Source organism: Streptomyces sp. NPDC059255 (genome assembly GCF_042752355.1).
GTDB lineage: Bacteria > Actinomycetota > Actinomycetes > Streptomycetales > Streptomycetaceae > Streptomyces.
In genome coordinates, this window is record NZ_JBHYZP010000037.1 from 64,332 (window position 1) to 86,356 (window position 22,025).

A 22,025-nucleotide genomic window follows, 5' to 3' on the forward strand; every position below is an offset into this window, starting at 1 on the left:
GCGGTGGGGCGGCCCGCGACGACGCAACGCTCCTACGGAATGGATCTGCTGCGGTGGTTCCGATCTGTTAACTGCGCCACGTCTTGATCGTGAACCAAGCGGAATTGCCTGGTCCCTCCAGGAGCGTGGTGTGGTGGAAGACGTAAGACGTGCCCTGATGGAGGGGAAGTGCTCGGTTCCAGAGGCTGGCGCGGTGGCCACGGGGTCCTCGCCCCACCTTCCGTTCGTCGTGGTGGACGGTGACGGCAGGGAGCTTGAGCCAGTCAGTGAGCTTTTTCAACGCTGCCGCTCCAGAGTGAGGACGGCCGCGGAGATTGACGACATTCGATTCGGACTGCACCGGACCTGCGAAAGATCCGCCACGACTTCAGTCGGGCGACCCCGCGCTCGACCGGCGCCCGTGCTGTGGACAGCGCTCGGTTGACGGTCTGCTGGGTCGGCGTGAGGTCGCGGCCCGGCGGGCATCTGAGGGGTGTCGTCACCCAGGAGCCGGCTCCCATGTAGGCGCGGTCGGTGAGGATGGGGAACGCCCTGGCGTTCGCAGATCCGGATGATCCGGTGGGCGCGGGCCGCAGTGAGATCGTGCGCGCGGCCGGGCAGCGTCGGCGAGATCCACAGCAGCTGCCCGACGGGGTCGGTCACCACCTGCACGTTTACCCCGTGTCGGCGGTGCTTGTGGGAGAAGTCGGCCCGGCTGTCGCCGACCCGGTCGTACTCCGCGAGGGTGCCGTCGAGCAGGATGTAGTCCGGGTCGGCCTCGCGCAGGGCGCGCAGCAGGCCGGGCGCGCGGTCGGCGAGAGGGTGTCGTGCCGACGCAGGTACACCAGGCCGACCAGGGCATGCTGGTGCGGCGGGAGCTTGCAGCGGCGGTCACCCTCACAAGTGGCGATGAGCATGGTGACCCACTCGACCAGGGCATGGGGCAGGTCGAGTGCAGCATAATACGGAACCAACGCGGCGCTTTTGCCTGAGGGTTGAGACTTCGAACACCTCCCCCAACGGCACGGGAGCCTCGTGCGTTGCGGGCATCGATCCCGTCACCTGATCAGTGGCCAGGCTGAAAAAGCTCACTGATCGCCAGCAGGGAGGTTGCTCCGGTCAGGACGGCCTGGGCGCAGATCGCCAGCACACCGGCCAATGGATGGAGCCGGCCCAGTGGATCACGCGGATCAGACACACGGGCCAGGCAGGACAGCAGACCGGGACATTCTCCCTCCGTCAACGCTGCAGCGGGAGCGAGTTCGCCGAGGCCCTGGGGTGTGGGGTTTCGTGCTCTTGCCGCTGCTCGGCACCGGCCGCCTGCCGTTGATCATCTTCGCTCTGAGTGGGGTGTTGCTGACCATGGGCGTGATCTATGGGCCCATGGGCGCGTTCCTGCCGGAGTTGTTCCCCACCGAGGTGCGATACTCGGGCGCCAGTCTCGCCTACAGCTTCGGCGGCGTCCTCGGCGGCGCCATTCCCTCGCTGGTGTCGACTCAACTGCAATCAGCCTTCGGCGCGGCATCGATCGGCTGGTACGCGAGCGCGATGGCTGTCATCTCCTTCGGCTGCATTCTGGCGCTGCCGGAGACGACACAGCGCCAGTTACAGCTGATGCCGTGTCCTTTGTAGTCGGACAGATGCGCTGTCGGCCAGGTCTCCGGCCTGGTCGGCCGAGTCCTGGGTGGGACTGAACAGAGAAGATTCGAGCGCAGCCGCCGTGCGGGGCCGGTCATGCTGGCTGTCGCAGCGTACGGGTGGCCCTGCGCACCCACCCTCAGGCCGGATTCACGGACGCGGCTTCCTGCTGTGCGAGACCCGACGGGATATTTTGCGGGTTGGCGGGGCGAGGAACGTAGACGGGGGCGTCCGACTGGTAGAAGAGATCGATGTCGGCCTCTTCGCCGCCGACGATCAAGGTGTCCCATGCACCGCTTTCCTGGAGCGTGCGCAGCGTGGCGGGTTCCAACGCCGAGAGGTGGCTGCGCAGTTCCTCGTCGGTGGGCATGCCGGGGAGGCGCGGCGCGAGCCGCTCGCGTATCGCACTCATTCTCTCCAACAGGGCGTCGAGGTGGGTTTGCCGGGACTTGGAGCCATCGGCGGGAGCCGGTTCCAAACTGCGGGCGATGATGTCCTTGATGGCCCGGGTGGCGCCCTGTTCGTCGGTGGTGACCATGGCGTTCCAGGCCCGGCTCTTGTGCCGGTATTGAAGCATGGACATCGCCGCCTCGTGCCGGATGAAGTCGGCGTCACGCAGCGGCTTTCCCTGCCACACGCGGCTGAGGGAGCGGGCCAGCGAAGTGGCGGAGGCAAAACCGCTGTTGAGGCCGCGGCCCGGCCAGAAGTGGATGGCGTTGGCCGCGTCGCCCAGCAGGAAGCCGTACGTACCGGGGCTCGTCGAGGTCGGGCGGCTCAGCTGCGCCGTGAACCGCGGGCGCTGCACCATGTCCAGTCGGAACGACGTGACCGCGGTGAGATCGTCCTCGGTCATGCCGTACAGCTTCAGGCCCTCCCGGATCCGCTTCCACAGGGGCGAGCTGCGCAGCAGGGCGGGCAGGAAGAGGGTTCCGTGCGAAGGGCAGCGGAACTCGTTGTCCTCCTCACGGCTCATGACACAGGGACGAGCGGCGATGCACTCCTCGAAGACATGGCGGACCGGGTCGAGGCCGACGACGTTCTTGGCCTCCTCACGGGTGAGGCGCATGTTCAAGAAGCCTTCGCCGCGGAGCGAGTTGAGAAGGAACCTGTTCTGCGAAACGGTCAGCAGAACGCTCATCGGGTCGGGCAGCGGGGACTTCACCCGTAGTCCCAGCACCACGTCCTGCAGATGGTCTCCTTCGAGGGAGTAGATCGAGGCGTCGGCCGCGCCGAAGAAGTCGCTGTAGTGCTCCCGCGTACGGGACCGTCCGCCCTCGCAGACCACCAGGACGTGTTCCTGCGAGAGTCGGCCCTGGTGCTCCGACGGGTCGAAGCGTTCCGGTACCAGCCGGATCGCGGTGCTCTTGTTCGCCAGCTCCAGCAGGCGGTCCTCGATGTAAGCGATCCGGATGTTGCGGGGAGGCCGGCCCTCCACGGAGTCCGGTCCGACGGGCCACATCTCCGCGAAGTCCCCTGAGCCGAACAGAGCCGACTGCATCTCCTCGGGCAGAGCGAGGTACTGCCGGCTCTGGATGGTCACGACCTGTTGACGACGGGTGTTTCCGTGGGTCTCGTCCTTCCAGACCACAGAGGAGCCGTTCTTGATCCACCGGCCTTCGTAGATCTTGATGGCGACCCGCCCGCGCAGCATGTTCTCCAGCGTCAGCGCGAAGGCGAGGCCGACCGGCCCCCCGCCGGTGATCGTGACACGGAGCAGGCCGGGATCCGAGGATGCCTTGGCCCGGGGCATGTCGAGGAGGGAGAGGTCCATGACCGTCTCCACGGCGTCCTGCGACTCGAAGAGGAAGGTCTCCTCACCGATCCGGATGCGGTCGTTGGCACGCAGTACATGCCGTGTGACGCGCTGGTCGTTGACGAAGGTGCCGTTGCGGCTGCGGTCGTACAGGACGGAGCCGGCGTCCTCCTCCACGATCTCGGCGTGCAGACGGGAGGCACTGACGCTGACAATCACGATGCCGCTGTCGCTCTTGCGGCCGAACGTCAGAGGAGTGGCGCTCAGCACGACACTCTGACCAGTGAAGGGACCTGTTTGTCCCACGATGACCGATGGCACGGCTACTCCTAGCGGATGGTTCTCAACAGGGAAACAGAGGCCGCGTGATGCGGCTGACCCGGCATGAGGACGGAACTGTCACTCACGCGTGGGCGGGCCCGGTTCGGTTCAACTCTTCGAAGATCCAACCGGCCGGAGGGCAGCGTGCCTGGACTCGGTCACGCGTTCACGAGCCGTCACTGACCATGCGATGCGCCTCCGGTCGTTCCCGCCTCGCACGTCAACGAGAGAGGCACCATGTTGGACTTGCCCTTCAGAGGGGCATTGAGCTCCACGCCGATTTCACTCTCGAACGTTCCGGCCTTCGCCCACGTGGTCAGACTGACGCTGACCTGCTTGGTGAGGCTTCCGCCGTTCGGGAATGACAGCGTCCTCCACGCCTCATCGGTGACCGTGCCGTCCGTGGACACCCACCGGTAGGAGAACTGCGCCGGGAGCCGGTCCACCGTGAACGACGCCGTGAAGATGGGCGCCTCCCCGCTCGGGGGCGGGCACGGTCCCGAGTACGTTGTCTGCGAACCCGTCACCTGCATCTGCACCCCCTCGGAAGTGGAGGCGTCCTGCCCGCCGGCCCCTGTGCTGGGAGCGGCGGTTTCCTCGGCGTTCTGTGAGGCGTCCTTCGTATCCGGAGAGGCCGCACCGGCGCCTGCGGTGGCAGAGTTCTGCTGCTTTCCGTCGACGTCCCCGGCGTTCACGACGGCATAGCCCGTCCCGGCCAGCGCCAGAGCGCACAGGGCCACGCCCGCCGCCACGAGGGCAGTGCTGCGCCGGTTGCGGCGTGAGGGAGCCGGGGGAATGGGGAACGCGGGCGTTCCCACAGCGGTGGTATCCGGCGAGGGATGCACGGCCGTCGGCTGTGCCGCGGGCTCCGTGGCGGTTGGCTGCGACGCGGGCTGCGTGGCGGTTGGCTGCGCCGGGGAACTCGCGGCGGTGAGCTGTGCCGAGGGATGCGTGGCCGCAGACTCGGTCTCGGCCTGGGCGGGGGATGCCTGTGTGGTGTGCTGGGTCTCGGCCTGGGCGGGGGATGCCTGTGTGGTGTGCTGGGTCTCCGCCTGGGCCGGGGATGCCTGCGTTGTGAACTCGGTCTCGGGCTCTGCCAGCATGGTCGGTGAGTGAGGAGCCTGCCGCGCGGTTCCCGTGTCGGGCGTGCCGTTCTCACTGACCAACCGCAGTTCCCGCGCCGCCGGTTCGGCGCCGAGGCGTTCGTCCGGATCCTTGAGTAGCAGTCCTTCGATGACCGGGGTGAGGGCGCCGGCCCGTCGAGGGGGCGGCAACTCCGTGTCCACGATGGCCCGCAGGGTGCTGAGAGCTGTGTTCTGGCGGAAGGGCGAGATCCCCTCGACCGACGCGTACAGCAGCACGCCGAGCGACCACAGGTCCGAGGCGAACCCGGGCCGCTTGCCCAACGCACGCTCCGGGGCCAGGAATTCGGGCGATCCGACGACTTCACCGGTCATGGTGAGCGCTGTGTTGCCCTCGATCTCGGCGATACCGAAATCGGTGAGTACCACTCGGCCGTCCTTGGCCATCAGCACGTTGGCCGGCTTGACGTCGCGGTGCAGTACGCCGGCCTCGTGGGCAGCGCGGAGCGCGGCGAGCACCTCACCACCGATGGACGCGGCGCGCTGTGGGGTGAGCGGGCCCTCGGCCTTGAGCAGGTCGGCCAACGACTGACCTTGTACCAGCTCCATGACGATCCACGGGCGGCCCTCTTCCACGGCCACGTCATAGACGGTCACCACGTTCCGGTGCGACACCCGGGCCGCAGCCCACGCCTCACGCTCCAGCCGTGTGTACATCCGCTCGATGGCGGCCGTGGCCAGCCCGGCAGGCGCCCGGACCTCCTTGATGGCGACCTTGCGGTGTAACACCTTGTCGTGGGCGCGCCACACGGTGCCCATGCCGCCCTCACCGAGGGGCGACAGCAGGGTGTAGCGGTCGGCGATCACACGCGTGCGGCCCGACTTTTCGGACCCGGTGTCCTCACTGGTCATCGGGGCGATTCTTCCTTTCGTCATGCAAGCAGCTCGTCGGAGCGCGGATGTCGCCCTTGGAGCATCGATTCCTGTGCACGACCACCGTCGGCGGAACCGCTGTTCATCCGCCGGATCGCAACACTGTATCTCTGCTCCAAGGGGGTGTGCGGGAGGACGAGCACGCACGGGTTTGTCCGGAGAGCGGGTCACGGACGAGTGTGCCCCCGGTGGACAGATCCGACGCGCACCCATGGGCACATCCCGTGGTGATCGTACTGCCGTACGAGGGCGGCGGGCGCCGAAGTCTGCGGGCACTGCGGAGATTACCGCGCTGATCCACGCGGGTCCGGCAGCTGGCCCACCCCCTTCGCACAACGCCAACCCGGCGAGGAGCCCACGAGGGCATAAGCGGCAATTCGCCTATGCTAAATGCCCTCTCGGTTCAGGGCTTTGGCTGTGTTGAGCAGGGGAGTTGAGTGCGGCAGCCGACTGGCGCCCCCGCATCCCACCCTCTTGTGGACTGCCTGTACATTTCTGTGTATCGTAATAAGTAGACGGGGCGTCCATATCGCGCGGAGGTTCAAGCCATGGCGACACCTTAGAGGGCGGCGTCGTGGGCCTGATGCAGGCATCATCGGCTTGTCCCGCGTCACCTGTGGATAGACGACGGGGCCCCAACTGCTCTCGCAGAGTCCCCTCAGTAAAAGCTGCGGTGGTCCTCGGATGGCAAGGGTCTCGGGCTCCCGTCGGCGCGCCTCGTGTCCGCCGGACTCCGGAGGGTCCTGATGGCTGCTCGGGCAACCGGAAGGAAGCAGGGCGAGCCGCCGTCCGCTGTAATCGAAGAAGGCGGCAGCCGCCTCCTGGCCTCCCCGCATCGAGGAGTGTTGCGCCCCCCGGGATTGTCCTGAAACCGGTCCGGTGGAAGCTGGCCGCCCCTGAACCAGTCCATCCGGTGATTCCCCGCCCCGGATCGTCACGCACTCGTGCGCCGGCTTCCGCACCGGCATAGGTCGCCGAGCCCTACCTCTCGGCCATCACACAAGGGCCAGCCGTGTCAGCCCCCACACTGCATCGCTGCTGCCTTCCCGTGCGGAGGAAGGCGGATCTCCCCATCACCTACCCGCGAGGAGACACACCGTGGCCGATTCTGACGCACTGTCAACTGGCCTGCACAGTCGCCGTAACGTGCTCAAGGCCGGTGCCGGCGGCGCCGCTGTGGCCGTGTCGGGAGGCGTGGCGCCGCTCGCGCTTGCTCATCCGGCCGTCGCGGCGGAGTCGGCGCTGCCGTCCCCGGCCTCGACTGCCGAGGTGATACTTCGTGTCAACGGAGTCCAGCGTAATGTAACGGTCGAATCCCGCGTCACTCTGCTGGACGCGCTCCGTGAGCGTCTGGGCGTGACTGGGCCGAAGAAGGGCTGTGACCGCGGTGAATGCGGCGCCTGCACCGTCCTCGTCGAGGGCCGGCGTGTCAAGTCCTGTATGACGCTCGCTGTCATGGAAGACAACCGTGACATCACCACAATCGAAGGTCTGGCCCGCGGGGACGAACTGCACCCGGTACAGGCGGCGTTCATCCAACGGGATGCCTTCCAGTGCGGGTTCTGCACATCCGGGCAGATCATGTCGGCCGTCGCCTGCATCAAAGAGGGCCACACCGGGTCCGATGCCGAGATCCGTGACTGGATGAGCGGCAACCTGTGCCGGTGTGGCTGTTATCCGAACATCGTCGAAGCAGTACGAGACGCCGCGAAGGGAGGCAAGCTGTGAAGCTCTTCGACTACGCGCGTACGTCGCGTGTATCTGACGCTGTCGGCCTGGTTGCGGGCCACCCCGGTGGCGCGTTCATCGGGGGCGGGACCGAACTGACGAATCTGATGAAGGACGGTGTCCTCGCCCCGGACCTCGTCGTGGACGTGGGCGCGCTGGCCCTGGCAGACATCGGCGTGAGAAAAGGCCAGCTGCATATTGGCGCCACGGCCCGGATGGGGGATGTGGCCGAACACCCGGTGGTCCGTGAGCGGTTTCCCGTCATTTCCGAAGCCCTGCTGGCTTCTGCGTCCCCACAGGTGCGCAACAGAGCCACCATCGGCGGAAATCTCATGCAACGGACCCGGTGCTGGTACTACCGGGACGTCGGCAGCGCCTGCAACAAGCGTGAACCCGGCAGCGGCTGCCCCGCCATCGGCGGACAGAACCGCTGGCACGCGATCCACGGCGGCAGCGATCACTGCATCGCCGTCCACCCGTCCGATCTGGCCGTCTCGCTGACCGCTCTGGACGCGACGGTGCTCACACTTGGACCTGATGGCCGCCGGTCCATCCCCATCGGGGACTTCTACCGTCTGCCCGGTTCCACTCCGGACCAGGAGACCGCGCTGCGGCACGGCGAGCTCATCACTGCTGTCGAGATTCCCGAGAGCGGACCAGCAGCTGGCTCCCGCTACCTCAAGCTGCGTGACCGGGCCGCGTTCGAGTTCGCCGTGGTCTCCGTGGCCGCCGCGCTGACCCAGGCGGGAGGAGTGGTCACCGATGTGCGGCTCGCCTTCGGTGGCATTGCCACCAGGCCGTGGCGCTCAGCCGGTGCCGAGGAGGCCCTGCGCGGCCACCCGCTGACCCAGGCCACCATTGCGGCAGCCGGCCGAGCGCTGGTTGACGGCGCTCAGCCGCGGGAGCACAACGCGTTCAAGGTCGAGCTGGTTCAGCGCGCCCTGGCCGACATCCTCGAGGACCTCGGAGGCCGCAAATGAGCCCGATTGTAGGGAGCCCCGTAGTCCGGATCGACGGGCGCGCCAAGGTCACGGGAGCGGCCACCTACACCGCGGACACTCAGGTCAGCGGAGCCCTGTACGGCTACCTGGTGCTCAGCACCATCGCCAACGGACGCATCACCGGCATCACCGCCCAGGACGCCGAACGTTCGCCCGGTGTGGTCGGCATCTTCACCCACCAGAACATGCCCCGCCTGGCCGTTCCCACCTCGCAGCTCGCGGCCTACTGGAAGCGTGTCATTCCCCTGCAGAACGCGGACATCCACCACAGCGGCCAGCCCGTGGCCTACGTGGTGGCGCAGACTCTGGAGCAGGCTCAGCACGCGGCGTCGCTCGTCAGCGTTACTTACGACGCTCGCACACCCCGGACCAGCCTTTCCGGAGCCATGGACGAGGCATATGTGCCCGATCCGGGTCTGGAGGGTCCCAACGAGGTCACCCGCGGCGACACCGAGACGGGGCTGGCACAGGCCGATGTCCGCATCGATGTCAGCTACACGACACCGATGCACCATCACAATGCCCTGGAGCCGTCCGCGACGACGGCCGTCTGGGACGGCGACCGGCTGACTGTGCACGAAACCGCACAGGGCATCAACGCCACCCGGCTCAGCCTCTCCGAGGCGCTCAATGTGCCCCTTGCCAACATCCGTGTACTGTCCCCGTTCCTGGGCGGAGGGTTCGGAGCGAAGGGCCCGGTGTGGCCACACACCATGTTCACCGCCGCCCTCGCCCGCCATTTGAGGCGTCCGGTCAAACTGGTGCTCTCCCGTGCCCAGGCATATACCTCCAATGGCCACCGCCCCGAAGCCCACCAACGGTTCAGGATCGGAGCCAAGCGGGACGGCACGCTCACCGCGATCGACCACATCACGACCTCCCAGGTCAGTCGGACCGAGGATTTACTGTTCAACACCAGCGAACCCACGCGCATGCTGTACGCCTGCCCCAACGTGCATGTAGCCCAGAAGGCTGTGAAACTTCATCTGCCCGCGCCGAGCAACATGAGGTCACCGGAAGTCGTCGCCTCCCACGGCCTGGAGACCGCACTCGACGAGCTGAGTTACGAGCTGGACATGGACCCCATCGAGCTCCGGCTGCGCAATTACACCTCGGTCAATCCCGACAACGGCGCCGCCTTCGGCAGCAAGCACCTACAGGAGTGCTACCGCCGGGGCGCGGACGCATTCGGCTGGAGCAAGCGCGATCCGCGCCCGCGATCGATGCGCGACGGCGACACCCTGATCGGCTTGGGCATGGCGTCCGCGGCGCACACAACTGGCGGAAGGCCGGGAGCCGGCGCCCGTGTAGTGATCTCCGCCAATGGAAAAGCAGTGGTCCAGGTCGCCACCCACGACATCGGAACCGGAACCTACACGGTGATGTCGCAAGTCGCCGCGGACAGCCTGGGACTGGATCTTGACGACGTGGATTTCGAACTCGGTGACACCGACTACCCGTTCGCGTTCGTCTCTGCCGCGTCGGCCACGGTCCCCGGTGTGAGCGCCGGCGTCAACCGAGCGTGCACCACAGCCCGCCGATCCGTGATCGACATCGCAGTAGCGGACCCACGGTCCCCCCTTCACGGCATCCCGGCCGACCAGGTCACCGTCGAAGGCGGGATCCTGTACGACACCGACCGGCCAAAACTCCGCGACACCATCCGAGCCATCGTCACCCGGCACGGCAAGCCCGTGGAGGCGACCACCAACCCAGTTCCCATTCCCCCCGGTTACTCCACCGGTGCGGTCTTCGCGGAAGTACGCGTCAACCCCAGGCTCGGACAGGTCCGCGTCACCCGTATGCACGGGATCTTCGACGCCGGCCGGGTCCTCAACCGCAGGACGCTGCGCAGCCAGGCGATCGGCGGAGCGGTCTGGGCCGTCGGCTTCACCCTGTCCGAGCACACCATGGTCGACCACCACCTGGGGCGGATCGTCAACCCCAATCTGTCGGGCTATCTGGTGCCTGTCAACGCCGATATACCCGAGATCCACATCGGCTTCGTGGACAAACCTGACCCGGCGAACCACGAGGCGTTCGGCGCACGCGGGTTCGGAGAAACCCCGATGACCGGCATGACGGCCGCCATCGGAAACGCCGTCTACCACGCTACCGGGCGCCGCATCCGGGACCTGCCCATCACCCTGGACAAGATCATCGGAGATGAGGAAGCAGGATGAACGACATGTGGGAGCGGCTCCACCGTCTCTGGGAAGCCGGCACACCGTGCGCGCTCGCCACGGTTGTCTCCGCGTACGGCTCGGCTCCCCGCCGACCCGGAGCCATCATGATCTGCGCCCCGGACGGGACAGTCACCGGCAGCGTGTCCGGCGGCTGCGTGGAGGGCGCCGTTTACGACCTGGCACAGCAGGTCGTGCGGGACGGCACTCCCGTGCTCGAACGCTACGCGGTGAGCGACGACGACGCGGGAGCGGTCGGCCTGACATGCGGTGGCACCATCGAAGTCCTCGTCGAGCGCGTCGACCAGCAGTCCTTCCCCGAATTGGGCACCCTTCTCCACCACATGCGGAACGGGGTCGCCGTTGCTCTGGCCACGGTCGTCGGGGCTGACGGGCCGGTACGAGCCGGCACGCACCTGGTGTGCTGGGACAGTGGCACGAGCGGAAGCACGGGCGACTCCGTCCTCGACGGTGACACCGCCGGAGCGGCCAGGAGACTGCTCGGGCAGGGGCGCTCCGGCACGTTCCGCACCGGGTCCGCCGACGGGGACTCCGGCACTGGCCCGCGGGTGTTCGTCAACTGCTTGGCACCGCCGCCCCGCATGCTGGTCTACGGATCCAATGAGTTCGCCTCGGTCCTCGCCCGCCAGGGTGCACTGCTCGGTTTCCGGGTCACGGTGTGCGACGCACGGCCGGTGTTCACCACCCCCGAGCGCTTTCCGGACGCGGACGAGGTCGTCGTGGACTGGCCCCACCGCCACCTCGCCGCCGAGGCGGCGGCAGGCCGGATCGACGGCAGAACGGTGGTCGTCTCGCTCACCCACGATCCCAAGTTCGACGTGCCCTTGCTTCAGGCCGCGTTGGGGATGGACCTGGCCTACGTCGGAGCCTTGGGCTCCCGGCGAACCGCAGAGCAACGCAGGGCATCCCTGCGAGCCACGGGAGTGCGCCACGACCGACTGAGGCGGCTCTGTTCCCCCGCTGGGCTCGACCTGGGCGGTGCCGGCCCGGCGGAAACCGCACTGTCCATCGCCGCCGAGATACTCCTCCTACGCCACGGCAGCCGTGGTGCCCGGCTGTCGGGAACCACGGGCGCGATCCACCAGGAGGCCCCGACAGCCGTTCTCTCCTTGTTGGGGGCGGGGCGCATGTGATCCGAGGATGGCCCACCGTGACCACGCCCGCTCCTTCCAGCCAGTGCGCCATTTTGAGGCTGCCGACATCCAGCGGGCGCAGCCCGCGTCCCAGCAGCTGCTCCGCGAGCAGGGCATCAACCACGGGCATTGAGTTCACTGGTCGTGCTCCTCCTGTCCACACCGAGACAGCGCGGCATGCGAAGAACTGGCAGCGAGGGTGGACGGCAGTGAACCGGAGCCCCGGCAGGAACGTTGCGCCTGCCGACCGGAGGGATACCACCCCACCGGCCAGCTCGCCGTCACCTGGATCGCCATGGGTGACCCGCTGTTTGCCCTGGCTCTGGTGATCGTCATCCGGGCCGTCCGCCGGGCCCCCGCCTCGCCGTCGCCATCCGTGCACCCGGAGCCAACCACGGCCGCCCGCCCGAAGATCACATGTCCATCCCGGTCGGAGGCTTCGATGACCGTCGACCACTCGGCTCCCTCGCCGTTTACCGAGACCACCGGGAGAGCCCGGTATGCCGCCAGCGCAGCGCTCACGGAGTCTGGTCCGGTGCAGCGAGTCACGCTGTTCACCGGCGGGTCCGTGTGGCTGGTCACCGGTTGCAACGAGGCCAGGGAACTCTTGGCGCATCCCACGATGGCCAAGGACCCCCCCCGGGTCGTACCGCATCCGGGCGTCCTGCCCCCTGAGCTGCACGCCGCCATGTGGAGCCACTTGCTCACGGCCGACCCGCCCGACCACACCGGCTGCGCAAACTGGTGACGGCGGCTTTCACCGTCCGCCGCGTCGAGACGCTCCGCCCCCGGATCCAGGAGATCGCCGACGGGCTGCTCGACGAACTGGGACGCGTCGGCGCGGACGGTTCGCCGGTCGATCTCGTCGCCGCCTTCGGCTGCCCACTGCCGATCACCGTGATCGCCGAGCTGGTGGGTGTCCCGGTGGCCGACCGCGACGCGTTCTGCGGCTGGTGGGCGATCATCATCCACGCGTCGGTGCACCCCGCCGACGCCTACCTGCGCGCGGCCGAGGACATGGTCGCCTACGTGCGGCGTCTGATCTCCGACAAGCGCCGCGCTCCCGCCGGTGACCTGCTGTCGGCGCTGATAGAAGTGCGCGACGGTGGCGACCGGTTGTCCGAGGAGGAGCTCGGCTCGATGGTGTTCCTGCTGCTCGTGGCGGGGCACGAGACGTCGGTCAACCTGATCAGCGGCGCCGCGCACTCCCTGCTGTCCAACCCTGAACAGTTGCGGCTGGTGCGTGATGAACCGGACCGGCTCCCCGCGGTCATGGAGGAGCAACTGCGTTACGACAGGCCGAAGCAGGTGCCCGTTCCGTCGGCGGGTGACCATTCCCGCCGGTGAGGTGGTGCAACCGGTGCTGTTGGCCGCCAACCGCGACCCGGCGCGGTTGGTCGAGCCGGACCGGTTCGGTGTTACTCGGTCTTCCGCGCCGCATCTGGCGTTCGGTCACGGCCTGCATCACTGCCTGGGTGCGCCGTTGGCCAGGCTGGAGGGTGTCATCGCCATCGGTTGCCTGCTGCGGCGGTTCCTCGAGTTACGGTTGGCCGACCGGGCGAGGAGTCGGAGCGGCTCCCCAGCCTGCTGATGAACGGCATCATCGGCCTCCCCGTCACAGCCGGCTGAGCGCATTCCGGCGAGCCGGGAGACCGTGATGAGGTCGGGCCTTCCTCCAAGGCCGGGCAGTTACTGAGGTCGAACTCGTGATGTCGCCGGGGTTGCTCAGGTGGGTCTGATGGTCAGGGCCGGTCTCGGCGAGGCAGCCGTCTATGAGGTCGCTGCGGTACTGGACGTGCCGTAAACCGCGGCGGATGCGCTGGACGAGGTGTTCGGGAGTGGTGAAGGCGACGTTGGAGAGCCATCCGCGTCGCAGGAGGGACCAGATGCCTTCGACGGGGTTGAGGTCGGGTGCGCAGTGCGGCAGGTAGTAGATGGTCAGCCAGTCCCGGGTGGCGGCGAACTCCCTCAGGTCGGCGGCCTTGTGGACGTTCAGATTGTCCCAGATGAGCATGATCGGGCCGCCGAGTTGCTGGTAGCAGCTCGGGGGTGAAGACCCGGTCGTCGCGCAGGAGGGCCCACAGGACGTTGGCCCGTCGGCGGGCCGGGGCGATGACTGCCTGGACGTGTTTGCAGCCCTCGTCGCGCTTCTTGAGGTAGAAGTCCCGGTTGCGGTCTTTCGCGGATGATGCTGGTCTGGGCGGACATGTAGAACACCCTGCGCAGGCGCCGGCTGTAACGCCTGGGCCGGTGCAGGGTGCCGGTGCGCCGTCCGGAGTCCCGTGGGACCGGCACGAGCCCGGCCGCGACGACAAACTCGGCCCCAAGTATCGGGCCCATGCCGGGCAGGGACTCGACGATCTCCGCCTGCGGGTGACCGCGGAACGTCTCGCGGATCTGCTTGTCGATCCGCTTCAGCCGGTCGTCCAGAGCCAGGATCTGCGCCGCGAGGTCGGCGACGATCTGCGCGGTCTGCTGGGCCTGGGCGGCCTCCAGGGCGGTCACGGCGACCGCGTCGGCGCTTCGGACACTGCGGTTGGCCAGCCAGACCTCAAGCCGGGACCGGCCGCGGCGGGCGGATCGCGGCCGACGCATGATACGCGGTCAGCAGCACCAGTGCGCCCTTCTGCGCGCTGTAGTCGAAGGCTCGTTCCAGCGTGGGGAAGATGCCGGTCAGCACGTCCCGCAGGCGGTTGATGATCCGTACCCGGTCGGCCACGAGGTCGGTTCGGTGGGCGGTCAGCAGGGCGAGGTCGGCGGCCAGTTGGGCGGGCACGTCGATGGCGGCGAAGTCCCGCCGGTGGCGTGCGGTTTCGGCGATGACATAGGCATCGCGAGCATCGGTTTTCGCCTCGCCCCGGTAGGCGCCCGACATACGGTTGACCGTGCGACCGGGGACGTAGACGCCCTGCTGGCCATGGGCCGCCAGCAGGGCCAACAGCAGCGCGGACGGCGTCCCGGAGATGTCCACCGCCCAGTGGACCACGTCCGTGAGTCCAGGATCTCACCGAGCGCGGCCAGAATTGCCGACTCGTCATTGTCGATCTTCTTCGACCACAGCGTGGCATCAGCCTCATCGACCACCGCAGCCCAGTGATGCCCCTTGCCCGCGTCGATCCCGGCCCAGACCCGGGCCTGTCGCTTGCTCGCTCACCCCTCCTCGTTCCGCACAGCATGCCGTCGGCCCGAGGAACACCCCGCTGTCATCTCCGTAATCAGCGACCGCACACGGCGCGCACATCTCAATCAGCAGCCGGGGCGCCACGGAGAGCCGGACGGCCACTCCTGGCGAGCCACTGAAGGCAGAAGCTCTTGAGCCACAGCCGGCCCTCTCGGGCCGCCCAACAACTTACGGAGAAGTTCTTGCGGCCGTCGTGTCGGCTGTCGTCCCTGCGCGGCCGGTAGGTCAGCCGGGATCTGTGGCCGGGCTTGTAGCAGGTCAGTGCCGCGATGGAGATCCGTCTGCGGGAACGGCCCGCACACGCACCACCGGAGTCCGGCCGCGCTGTGACCAGGTCCTGGCCTGCGGCGGCGTCATGGAGGGGCCGGCTTCGTCCTCGAAGACCAGCCAGGCTCCACGGGCCGCCGCGAGTCTTCCGCGCAGGGCCACACATCCTTGACCCACCCGGCCACCGCGTCGTCGTCCTGCTCGATGGCGCGTCGGGCCGGGACCTGGCAGGACCAGCCGTTGCGCACCAGGAGCTTGCGCACGCCCTGGATGGTGTAGGTCAGGTGGAAGCGCCGGCCGATCACCGTCTTCACACGGCTCAGGATCCACCGCTGGTCCTCCCAGCCCTGCGCGGCCGGCCCCTTGGCGAGCTCCGCCTCCAGCTGGGCGAACTGCTTCTTGCTCAGCCTCGGCAGCGACCCCGGGCCCGGTGACCGCAGAGCCCGCAGACCGCCCTCGTCCCACATCTGCCGCCATCGCTGCACCGAGCGGACGCTGACCCGCAGGTCCCTGGCGATCACCGAACTCGCCTCGCCCCGGGCGAATCTCTCGGCCACCTGGAGCTGTAACTCCTCGCGGAAGTGCTGACGTTCGGCGGTCAGGCCGCCCCCTTGTGGACACCGCATGCGCCGGTGATACCGCACGGGCAACGAGCCGTCAGCCCCTACGACTCCACTCATTCAGTAACGGGGAAGTGGCGCACCCCGAGGGGACGCGCCCAGATCCCGCGCTTGAGCCTCCGCTATCAAGCTATTCAGTTGGGACCGGGCCTTCATTAGCTTATCAATGCAGCCATCCATAACGTCACTCTGCTCAAGGAGCATAGCTGTTGTCCGAGATTCACTCTGATGCGGTTCCTCGTGGCGATGTCGCTTGATCTCGCCAATGTCTCGAGTCGAAAAACCCACTGCCAGTAGCGCCTGAATGAAGCGCACTTGAGCGACATCTGCCGGATCGTATATGCGGTGCCCGCCGGAGCCTCGACGAACGGAGAGTAGCCCCGTCTCGCCGTAGTAGCGCAACGAGCGCACGCTGACGCCCGTAAGTTCCGAGAGCTTCCCGATCCGCATCCCCGACCTCCGTGTGCAATGCGTCACATTTCTTCCACTTGAATCGCACACCGTGTCAAGTTATACGGTACTTCACATGACAACCAGCGATCCTATTGGTGCCGGGTTCCACTCCAGAATTGTCGAGACGCGCTTCGGGCGGGTAGCCCTCTTTGGCACCGATCCGAAAGGTGATGCACCAGGGGTTCCTCTTGTTCGTCCACGGGAACTCCACCTCACGGAACATTTTCCGAGCGCAGCTCTCGGGTGACTTTGCGCAGCGGCGTGTGTTGGCGGCGGACCTGCTCGGTCACGGGAACTCAGATGATGCATCCGAACCCTCGATCGCGTATACGCATCAGGGATATGCGGACACACTCATCGAGATGCTGGGGTCCCTAGGGGTCGAACGCGTTGCTGTCGTTGGCTGGTCTCTCGGTGGATACATTGGGTATGAGCTTGTAAGCAAATTCCCTGGAGTAGCGGCGCTTGTCACGACGGGAACGCCTCCGGTGAACAATAAGACACTCTTTGAGGGATTCCTGGACAACCCCACGTTCAAATACATTGGCCAGGAGGTGCTTAGCCCAAAGCAGGCGACAGAAATGGCCGAACAGTCTACATTTGCTCCTGCGTCTCCCGCGGTTCGCGCAGATGTGGTCAGGGCAGACGGGCGTGCACGCAAACGAATGTTTGATTCCGTGTTGGCTGGCGAAGGCGTAGACAAGCGGCAACTGGCGCTCACGCCTCCAGTCCCGCTCGCAATCATTGACGGTGCCGACGATCCGTTCGTCAACCGGGAGTACGTGGATGCCCTGCCGTTCTCCACGCTCTGGCGCTCGGCTGTGGTGCGCATAGCCGGTGCCCATCACGCCGCCTTCTTTGAAAAGCCGAGTCGCTTCAATGAGCTTGTGAGACTGTTTTTGGCGGACCATGACCTCTGAGCCATAACTTCACATCCAGGGCCGGAGTCATCTCACACAGATGATGCTGCAGGCGAGGTGGAGGTCCGGCGGGGATCCCGTAGCGGATCCGGAGTCGCCATGGTGGAGCTATGCGGTTGGGTCGGCCGCACGGTGAGGTGTCTGTCTCGGCCGACCCTGTTCCGCGCGGCGTCCCGCCGAACTGGACTGAACCGCCCCGGGTGAGATGGAGACCCGATTCCGTGAGTATTTCCCACCTGACGGTGGGGTGTGACGGGAAGGGCATGGAACTCGGAAGGTGGAACTGTGATGCCCAGGTCATATCGGCCGGTGTCGAGTTCGGCTCCGACTCTGAGCCCAGTGTGAGTGGTCGTGGCGGCGATGGTCTCGATGACGACCTGGTAGCTGGTCAGGGGTCTGCCGCGCCAGTTCGCGGTGATGTGGCAGAACATCCGGTGTTCGATCTTGTTCCAGTATGTCATGAAGGCAGAGGGGAATTCGATGTAGGAGAGTTTCTTGAAGCAGTGCTGCGTGACCGATGAAGGATTGGCCCTTCGAAGTCGCCCTGCCGGGGGGGGGGCTTCAAACCGCCTCATGCCGCGTTAGCCGAAGACTGTCGTGGTGAGCGATGAGGAAAAGGCGCCCGAGAGGCGTCAGGTGGGGATCAGGGAGACGAACGCAGGTGAATCGTTGCTGCCGTGTCGAAAAGATTCAGACGACATCAAAACCGGGAAGCTTGGAGCCGTCCCGGGATAAGCCTGGCGGGAGCCCGCCGACTGGCCAGACGGTGTCCGGCATGGAGACGACGTGAACCTGATCTGCCGCGGTCATGTGGAACAGGAGAAGGCGCGTTCCGATACAGCCCGTCCTGGTAGGGGCGGCGAGAGGGGGCACCCCGAGCGGTTGTGCCGTGAAGGGGCCGAGTACCGACGCGGGACGTGCCGGCGGACCGGCTCGTAGTAGTGGTCGGTGTTCGGGAGGAGTTCGGTGAGCCAGTTGAAGTCACAGGCCAAGCCGTTTGAGATTTTTAAGACCGTGTCCTACATGGTCAGTTTGAGGAGCCGTTTGTAGCAGCAGAGAGCGGATGCCAGGCCGAGAAAGGCCAGGTAGTTGCCTGGTTTCCGTTCGTAGCGGTGGTTGAGGCGTCGGTACCCGGTCAGCCAGGGCATGGTGCGCTCGATCACCCACCCGCGCCGGCCGAGCCGTTCGCCGGAGTCGATGCCCTTGCGGGCGATCCGGACGCCGATGTGCTTGCCCCATAACCATCGCCGCAGGTGAGGCACGTCGTACGCCTTGTCGGCGTGGAGGCGTTGGGGTTTGGAATCGGCCGCATGGGATTCGTGTCCCATGTGGAAATTGGGACAGCATCGGCTTCAGGGCCTGGCTGTCGTGGGTGTTGGCCGCGGAGACTCCGACGCGTAACCGCAGTCCGTTCGCGTCGGACAGGACGTGCATCTTGGAACCTGGCTTACCCCGGTCCACGGGACTCGGACCTGTGAGTTCGCCCCCTTTTTTTGACCCTTACGTGCGCGGAGTCGAGGACCGCGCGGGACAGGGCGACCAAGTTCCGCTCGTCCAGGAGCTGCAGGACTCTCTGGTGCAGCCGTCCCCAGACTCCCGCACGAGACCAGATGGCGAAGCGACGGTGCACGGTCGACTTCGACGCTCCGACGCACGGCGGCAGCGCACGCCAGGCGCAACCGCTGACCAACACGTACTGGAAGTGGGCGAACATGTCGCGGCGGATGCGGGCCGTGACGTCCTCGGCGAGTTCGAGGTCACCGCCGGAGTCTGCCGTCTGCACTGAGGAAATGAGCAACCTCGTGAGACGGATCTTCCATGCATCACGGTGAGACAGGTCGCAGAGCCCGGTGCGACCCTAGCCTGGGGATATGACATCGCAGAGGGACCAACAACGCCGTGCGCTGGCCGACTTACGGGATCTGACCCAGCAGCCGCTGACCGCTCCACAGATCTTTCGCGGTGCCGACGAGGTGCTGCGTGAAGCTCTCGGCTACGACGGGGTGTGCTGGCACGGGACCGACCCGGCCAGTGGCCTGGTGACCTCGGTGCTCACCGACGACCTGCGGTTGGAGGACTTCCGTCAGGCGATGGAGCTGGAGATCTGGACCGACGATGTCGCCCAGTTCACCGACATCCGCCGCAGCGGTCACAGAGCCGACACCCTGAGCCGTGCCACCAACGGCAGACCGGGCCTGAGCCGCCGGTTCCGGGAGCAGATAGCGCCCGCGGGCTTCGGTGACGAGCTGCGGGTCCTTTTCGACACGGCGGGCGGTTACTGGGGGTGCGCCGCCTTCATGCGCGCGCCCGATCGGGGCGCGTACCGGCCCGGGCAGCTTGCGCTGGCCCAGCGCGCAGCCCGGATCCTCGGCACCGCGCTGCGGCGCAGTCAACTGCCGCTTGCTGACGTGCCGTTCGCTCCGCAGCCGCCAGCCGTGCTGCTGCTGGGGGCCGACAACCGGGTGACGCACGCGGACGAACAGGCCGAGCGCCTGCTCGGCGAGTTCGCCGACGATGCGAACGGCGTCTTCACCGTACCCACCGCCTTCGTCATGGCCGCCGAGGCGGCGCGCGGGGCGAAGGCGGGCGGGAGGGTGCCGCCGCCGCTGCGGGTCCGTACCGGCAGCGGGGCGTGGTTCGTCCTCAACACCTCGGTCCTGGGCGGCCCCGGAGACCCCTCCGTGGCTGTGGTGATCACCGCCGCGTCCACCGCCGATGTGATGCCCGTGGTGTTCGCGTCGTACGGGCTGACCGCGCGCGAACGTGAGGTCGCCTTGAAGGTCCTGCGGGGGCACGACACCCGGGAGATCGCCCGCGCGCTGTGCATGACGACGCTCACCGTGCAGGACCACCTCAAGTCCGTCTTCACCAAGGCGGGGGTGCGCAGCCGCCGGGACTTCGTCGCTCAGCTCGTCGCCTCACAGAACCCGGAGGTGTGGGACTGACCCGGCACGGTGTGCCTGCGGCCTCCCAGACATCTGGGATATCACCGCGCCGTCTCCGTGTCCGATGATTTACCCGGCCGGCCGCGTACGTCCCCATCGAGCACCGATTCCCGTTCCTGGAGACTTCATGACGTATGTGCGAAGAGCGCTGGCGACCTGTGTCGCCCTGTCGTTCCTGCTGCTGTGGCCGGCCGGCGCTGCCTCGGCGGACACCTACCCGCAGACCTGGATCCACAACCAGAAGCAGCAGCGGTGCATGGTCCCGATGGGCGGCAACGCCCCCGAGCCGAAGCTCTGCGGCGTCGGCTATACCCCCACGTGGTGGTTCGAGCCGGTGCCCGGCGGAACCAGTGACATGGAGACCATCCACGAGGACACTCTGCTGAACTCCTGTCTGGACACGAACGGTTCCCGGCTCTACACCACGACGTGCAACGGCGGCCCGTACCAGCAGTGGTATGTGACCCGCTTCGAGGCGGCGGACGGGACGCCCCCCTTCGGTTATGTGGGGGTCCGGCTCAAGAATGTCGCCACCGGCATCTGCATCGACAACCCGCCGAAGAACTTCGGCGGTTCGAAGATCGCCGTCAACACGACCTGTAACAACGGCTCGTACCAGCAGTGGAACATCACCTGGGAGGCGTTCAACAGATTGTCGGACTCCGCGCCGGGCGAGGGCCATTGGGGCATGACGTGGCGGACCCTGGAGCAGCGTGCCGGCGACGTGGTGCATGTCGGTTCGGACGTGGGCACCAACCCCTACCAGGGTGACACCCGGCCCTCGGTGGTCCTGCCCCTGCTCTGCGTCTTCCGCGATGGCCGGGCCCCCGCGCCCGGAGTGCCGCTGGGGACGTACGACTCCTGGTTCCACGGCATGGTCAAGGTGACCGCGCCCGTCGCCGGCTCGGCGCTGACCAGCCTTGAGCGGGCCAACCAACTGTGTGCGGCGAGTTTCGGCTCCGGATGGCGGATGGCGGAGTTCCACGACGGTGGCGGCTGGTCGTTTTGGGCGAGCGGCAACCTGCCGGGGGGCGTGCGGTTCTGGGCGTACATCGACGACTCGCCGGCGAACCCCTGGAACTGATGTACAAGCCACCTCCTCCTACCGCAGCCGCGACCGGACCGCCCGAACCGCCTTTGAAACGCTGCTCATTGCCGTGTACGAAGCTCGTCCCGCGACTCGCAGCGCGCCTTGGTAGGGCGGGCACCGTGTCCCCATAGCTGCATGCGCGCATCCCACGTGGTCGTCCTGCTGGGCACAGCAGACATGGCGGCGCCCAGGAGATATGAGACACACGCGCCGGTGCCCCAGCCAAGGGGACACCGGCGCGTGTGTCTTTCCCCGGACGGACTCAGGCCACAGGCTGGGACTCACGTCCGGGTGTAGGCAGTTCCACGTTCTCGGGCCGACGATGCCATCCTTACTGCCCCAGCGGGCAGCCTGCGAGCCAGGTGTCAATTCCGTCGGCGAACTGCCTCACCACTTTTCGTCGTTCGGCAACGAGTTGATCGCTACACCGCCACGCGGATTCAGACGCGGTCCGGGGGTACGTGGCGGCCGGCTTCCAGCTCGTACAGCTTGGCGTCGATCGACGACTTCGGCAGGTCCTCCGCCTTCGTCGGGACTTCGTCCGACGCCTCCGCGACATACAGCTCCGCAGCTGTCGTCGGCAGCTGCTCCGCGAACGCGGCGGCCTCCTCCACCTGCCTGTCGTACTTTGTCTGTGTTGTAGCCATCTGACATCGGCGGTGCCCTTCGATGGGTGATTTGAGACTCGCCCGGCTCGTGATGGAGGCCCGAGGCCTCAACTCGGATCCCACGCCCGGGCAGGAGGACCAGCGTCGCCTCCCAGACGCCGACGAATGA

16 protein-coding genes and 8 pseudogenes are annotated in these 22,025 nt (G+C 67.0%); 11 read left to right on the plus strand and 13 right to left on the minus strand.

All coding sequences use genetic code 11. The features are described from left to right. Positions 1-263: 263 nt before the first annotated feature. Positions 264-864 (minus strand): annotated as a pseudogene (locus ACFXKG_RS32870) (transposase family protein). A 181-nt stretch (positions 865-1,045) separates the two neighbouring features. After that, positions 1,046-1,222, minus strand: coding sequence for a transposase family protein (locus tag ACFXKG_RS32875; RefSeq protein WP_384846783.1), 177 nt, complete (start codon positions 1,220-1,222; stop codon positions 1,046-1,048). 47 nt (positions 1,223-1,269) lie between these two features. On the opposite strand from ACFXKG_RS32875, the gene ACFXKG_RS32880 reads away from it, so the two are divergent. Further along, positions 1,270-1,611, plus strand: a complete 342-nt coding sequence (locus ACFXKG_RS32880; RefSeq protein WP_384846785.1) for an MFS transporter — start codon at positions 1,270-1,272, stop codon at positions 1,609-1,611. Positions 1,612-1,756: 145 nt separating this feature from the next. On the opposite strand, the gene ACFXKG_RS32885 is transcribed toward ACFXKG_RS32880, so the two are convergent. Beyond that, positions 1,757-3,691 (minus strand): FHA domain-containing protein, encoded by a 1,935-nt coding sequence (locus tag ACFXKG_RS32885; protein WP_384846787.1) that lies wholly within the window; start codon positions 3,689-3,691, stop codon positions 1,757-1,759. 176 nt (positions 3,692-3,867) lie between these two features. Further along, on the minus strand, positions 3,868-5,685 hold the full coding sequence (locus tag ACFXKG_RS32890; RefSeq protein WP_384846789.1) for a protein kinase: 1,818 nt from the start codon (positions 5,683-5,685) through the stop codon (positions 3,868-3,870). 1,119 nt (positions 5,686-6,804) lie between these two features. On the opposite strand from ACFXKG_RS32890, the gene ACFXKG_RS32895 reads away from it, so the two are divergent. From ACFXKG_RS32895 to ACFXKG_RS32910, 4 genes are read left to right on the plus strand one after another with little or no spacing between them, the layout of a single operon-like run. Continuing rightward, positions 6,805-7,434, plus strand: a complete 630-nt coding sequence (locus ACFXKG_RS32895) for a (2Fe-2S)-binding protein (protein ID WP_384846791.1) — start codon at positions 6,805-6,807, stop codon at positions 7,432-7,434. Further along, entirely contained in the window at positions 7,431-8,414 is a 984-nt protein-coding gene (locus ACFXKG_RS32900; protein WP_384846793.1) for an FAD binding domain-containing protein, read from the plus strand. The genes ACFXKG_RS32895 and ACFXKG_RS32900 overlap by 4 nt, the downstream gene beginning before the upstream one ends. Next, positions 8,411-10,618: a xanthine dehydrogenase family protein molybdopterin-binding subunit gene (locus tag ACFXKG_RS32905; protein WP_384846795.1), complete on the plus strand. Its 2,208-nt coding sequence runs from the start codon at positions 8,411-8,413 to the stop codon at positions 10,616-10,618. Before ACFXKG_RS32900 ends, ACFXKG_RS32905 begins: the two co-directional genes overlap by 4 nt. Further along, positions 10,615-11,772 carry an XdhC family protein gene (locus ACFXKG_RS32910; protein WP_384846797.1) on the plus strand — a complete coding sequence of 386 codons (1,158 nt, stop codon included), beginning with the start codon at positions 10,615-10,617 and terminating at the stop codon, positions 11,770-11,772. Before ACFXKG_RS32905 ends, ACFXKG_RS32910 begins: the two co-directional genes overlap by 4 nt. 10 nt (positions 11,773-11,782) lie before the next feature. Here the strand turns inward: ACFXKG_RS32910 and ACFXKG_RS32915 are convergent. Beyond that, positions 11,783-11,857, minus strand: a pseudogene (locus ACFXKG_RS32915) (NADP oxidoreductase); the annotation flags it as partial. 450 nt (positions 11,858-12,307) lie between these two features. Here ACFXKG_RS32915 and ACFXKG_RS32920 point away from each other — a divergent pair. The 3 genes from ACFXKG_RS32920 to ACFXKG_RS32930 are packed head-to-tail and all read left to right on the plus strand — an operon-like array spanning position 12,308 to position 13,363. After that, complete coding sequence (locus ACFXKG_RS32920) at positions 12,308-12,520, plus strand: hypothetical protein (RefSeq protein WP_384846799.1); 213 nt, start codon at positions 12,308-12,310, stop codon at positions 12,518-12,520. Next, a complete protein-coding gene (locus ACFXKG_RS32925; RefSeq protein ID WP_384846801.1) occupies positions 12,517-13,119 on the plus strand; it encodes a hypothetical protein in 603 nt (200 codons plus the stop codon). The genes ACFXKG_RS32920 and ACFXKG_RS32925 overlap by 4 nt, the downstream gene beginning before the upstream one ends. Next, positions 13,100-13,363 (plus strand): cytochrome P450, encoded by a 264-nt coding sequence (locus ACFXKG_RS32930; protein ID WP_384846803.1) that lies wholly within the window; start codon positions 13,100-13,102, stop codon positions 13,361-13,363. Before ACFXKG_RS32925 ends, ACFXKG_RS32930 begins: the two co-directional genes overlap by 20 nt. A 134-nt stretch (positions 13,364-13,497) precedes the next feature. Here the strand turns inward: ACFXKG_RS32930 and ACFXKG_RS32935 are convergent. The 5 genes and pseudogenes from ACFXKG_RS32935 to ACFXKG_RS32955 all read right to left on the minus strand — a co-directional run. Beyond that, positions 13,498-13,816 (minus strand): annotated as a pseudogene (locus ACFXKG_RS32935) (transposase); the annotation flags it as partial. Beyond that, positions 13,815-14,889, minus strand: a pseudogene (locus ACFXKG_RS32940) (transposase); the annotation flags it as partial. The pseudogenes ACFXKG_RS32935 and ACFXKG_RS32940, both read right to left, overlap by 2 nt. Before the next feature lie 236 nt (positions 14,890-15,125). After that, a pseudogene (locus tag ACFXKG_RS32945) lies at positions 15,126-15,310 on the minus strand (IS630 family transposase); the annotation flags it as partial. Next, positions 15,307-15,846: a transposase gene (locus tag ACFXKG_RS32950; RefSeq protein ID WP_384846805.1), complete on the minus strand. Its 540-nt coding sequence runs from the start codon at positions 15,844-15,846 to the stop codon at positions 15,307-15,309. The pseudogene ACFXKG_RS32945 and the gene ACFXKG_RS32950, both read right to left, overlap by 4 nt. 54 nt (positions 15,847-15,900) lie before the next feature. Further along, positions 15,901-16,290 (minus strand): MerR family transcriptional regulator, encoded by a 390-nt coding sequence (locus ACFXKG_RS32955; protein WP_384846807.1) that lies wholly within the window; start codon positions 16,288-16,290, stop codon positions 15,901-15,903. 173 nt (positions 16,291-16,463) lie between these two features. On the opposite strand from ACFXKG_RS32955, the gene ACFXKG_RS32960 reads away from it, so the two are divergent. Next, the gene (locus ACFXKG_RS32960) at positions 16,464-17,213 is read left to right on the plus strand and encodes an alpha/beta fold hydrolase (RefSeq protein WP_384846809.1); all 750 of its coding nucleotides are present in this window, start codon (positions 16,464-16,466) and stop codon (positions 17,211-17,213) included. A gap of 32 nt (positions 17,214-17,245) precedes the next feature. Here ACFXKG_RS32960 and ACFXKG_RS32965 read toward each other — a convergent pair. After that, a pseudogene (locus ACFXKG_RS32965) lies at positions 17,246-17,665 on the minus strand (ISAzo13 family transposase); the annotation flags it as partial. Between the two features lie 567 nt (positions 17,666-18,232). Then, positions 18,233-19,050 (minus strand): annotated as a pseudogene (locus tag ACFXKG_RS32970) (IS5 family transposase). A gap of 34 nt (positions 19,051-19,084) precedes the next feature. Here ACFXKG_RS32970 and ACFXKG_RS32975 point away from each other — a divergent pair. Next, positions 19,085-20,158 carry a LuxR C-terminal-related transcriptional regulator gene (locus tag ACFXKG_RS32975; protein ID WP_384846811.1) on the plus strand — a complete coding sequence of 358 codons (1,074 nt, stop codon included), beginning with the start codon at positions 19,085-19,087 and terminating at the stop codon, positions 20,156-20,158. Between the two features lie 127 nt (positions 20,159-20,285). Continuing rightward, positions 20,286-21,242, plus strand: coding sequence for a hypothetical protein (locus ACFXKG_RS32980; protein ID WP_384846813.1), 957 nt, complete (start codon positions 20,286-20,288; stop codon positions 21,240-21,242). A 370-nt stretch (positions 21,243-21,612) separates the two neighbouring features. On the opposite strand, the pseudogene ACFXKG_RS32985 reads toward ACFXKG_RS32980, so the two are convergent. Beyond that, positions 21,613-21,865 (minus strand): annotated as a pseudogene (locus ACFXKG_RS32985) (hypothetical protein); the annotation flags it as partial. Positions 21,866-22,025: the final 160 nt, after the last annotated feature.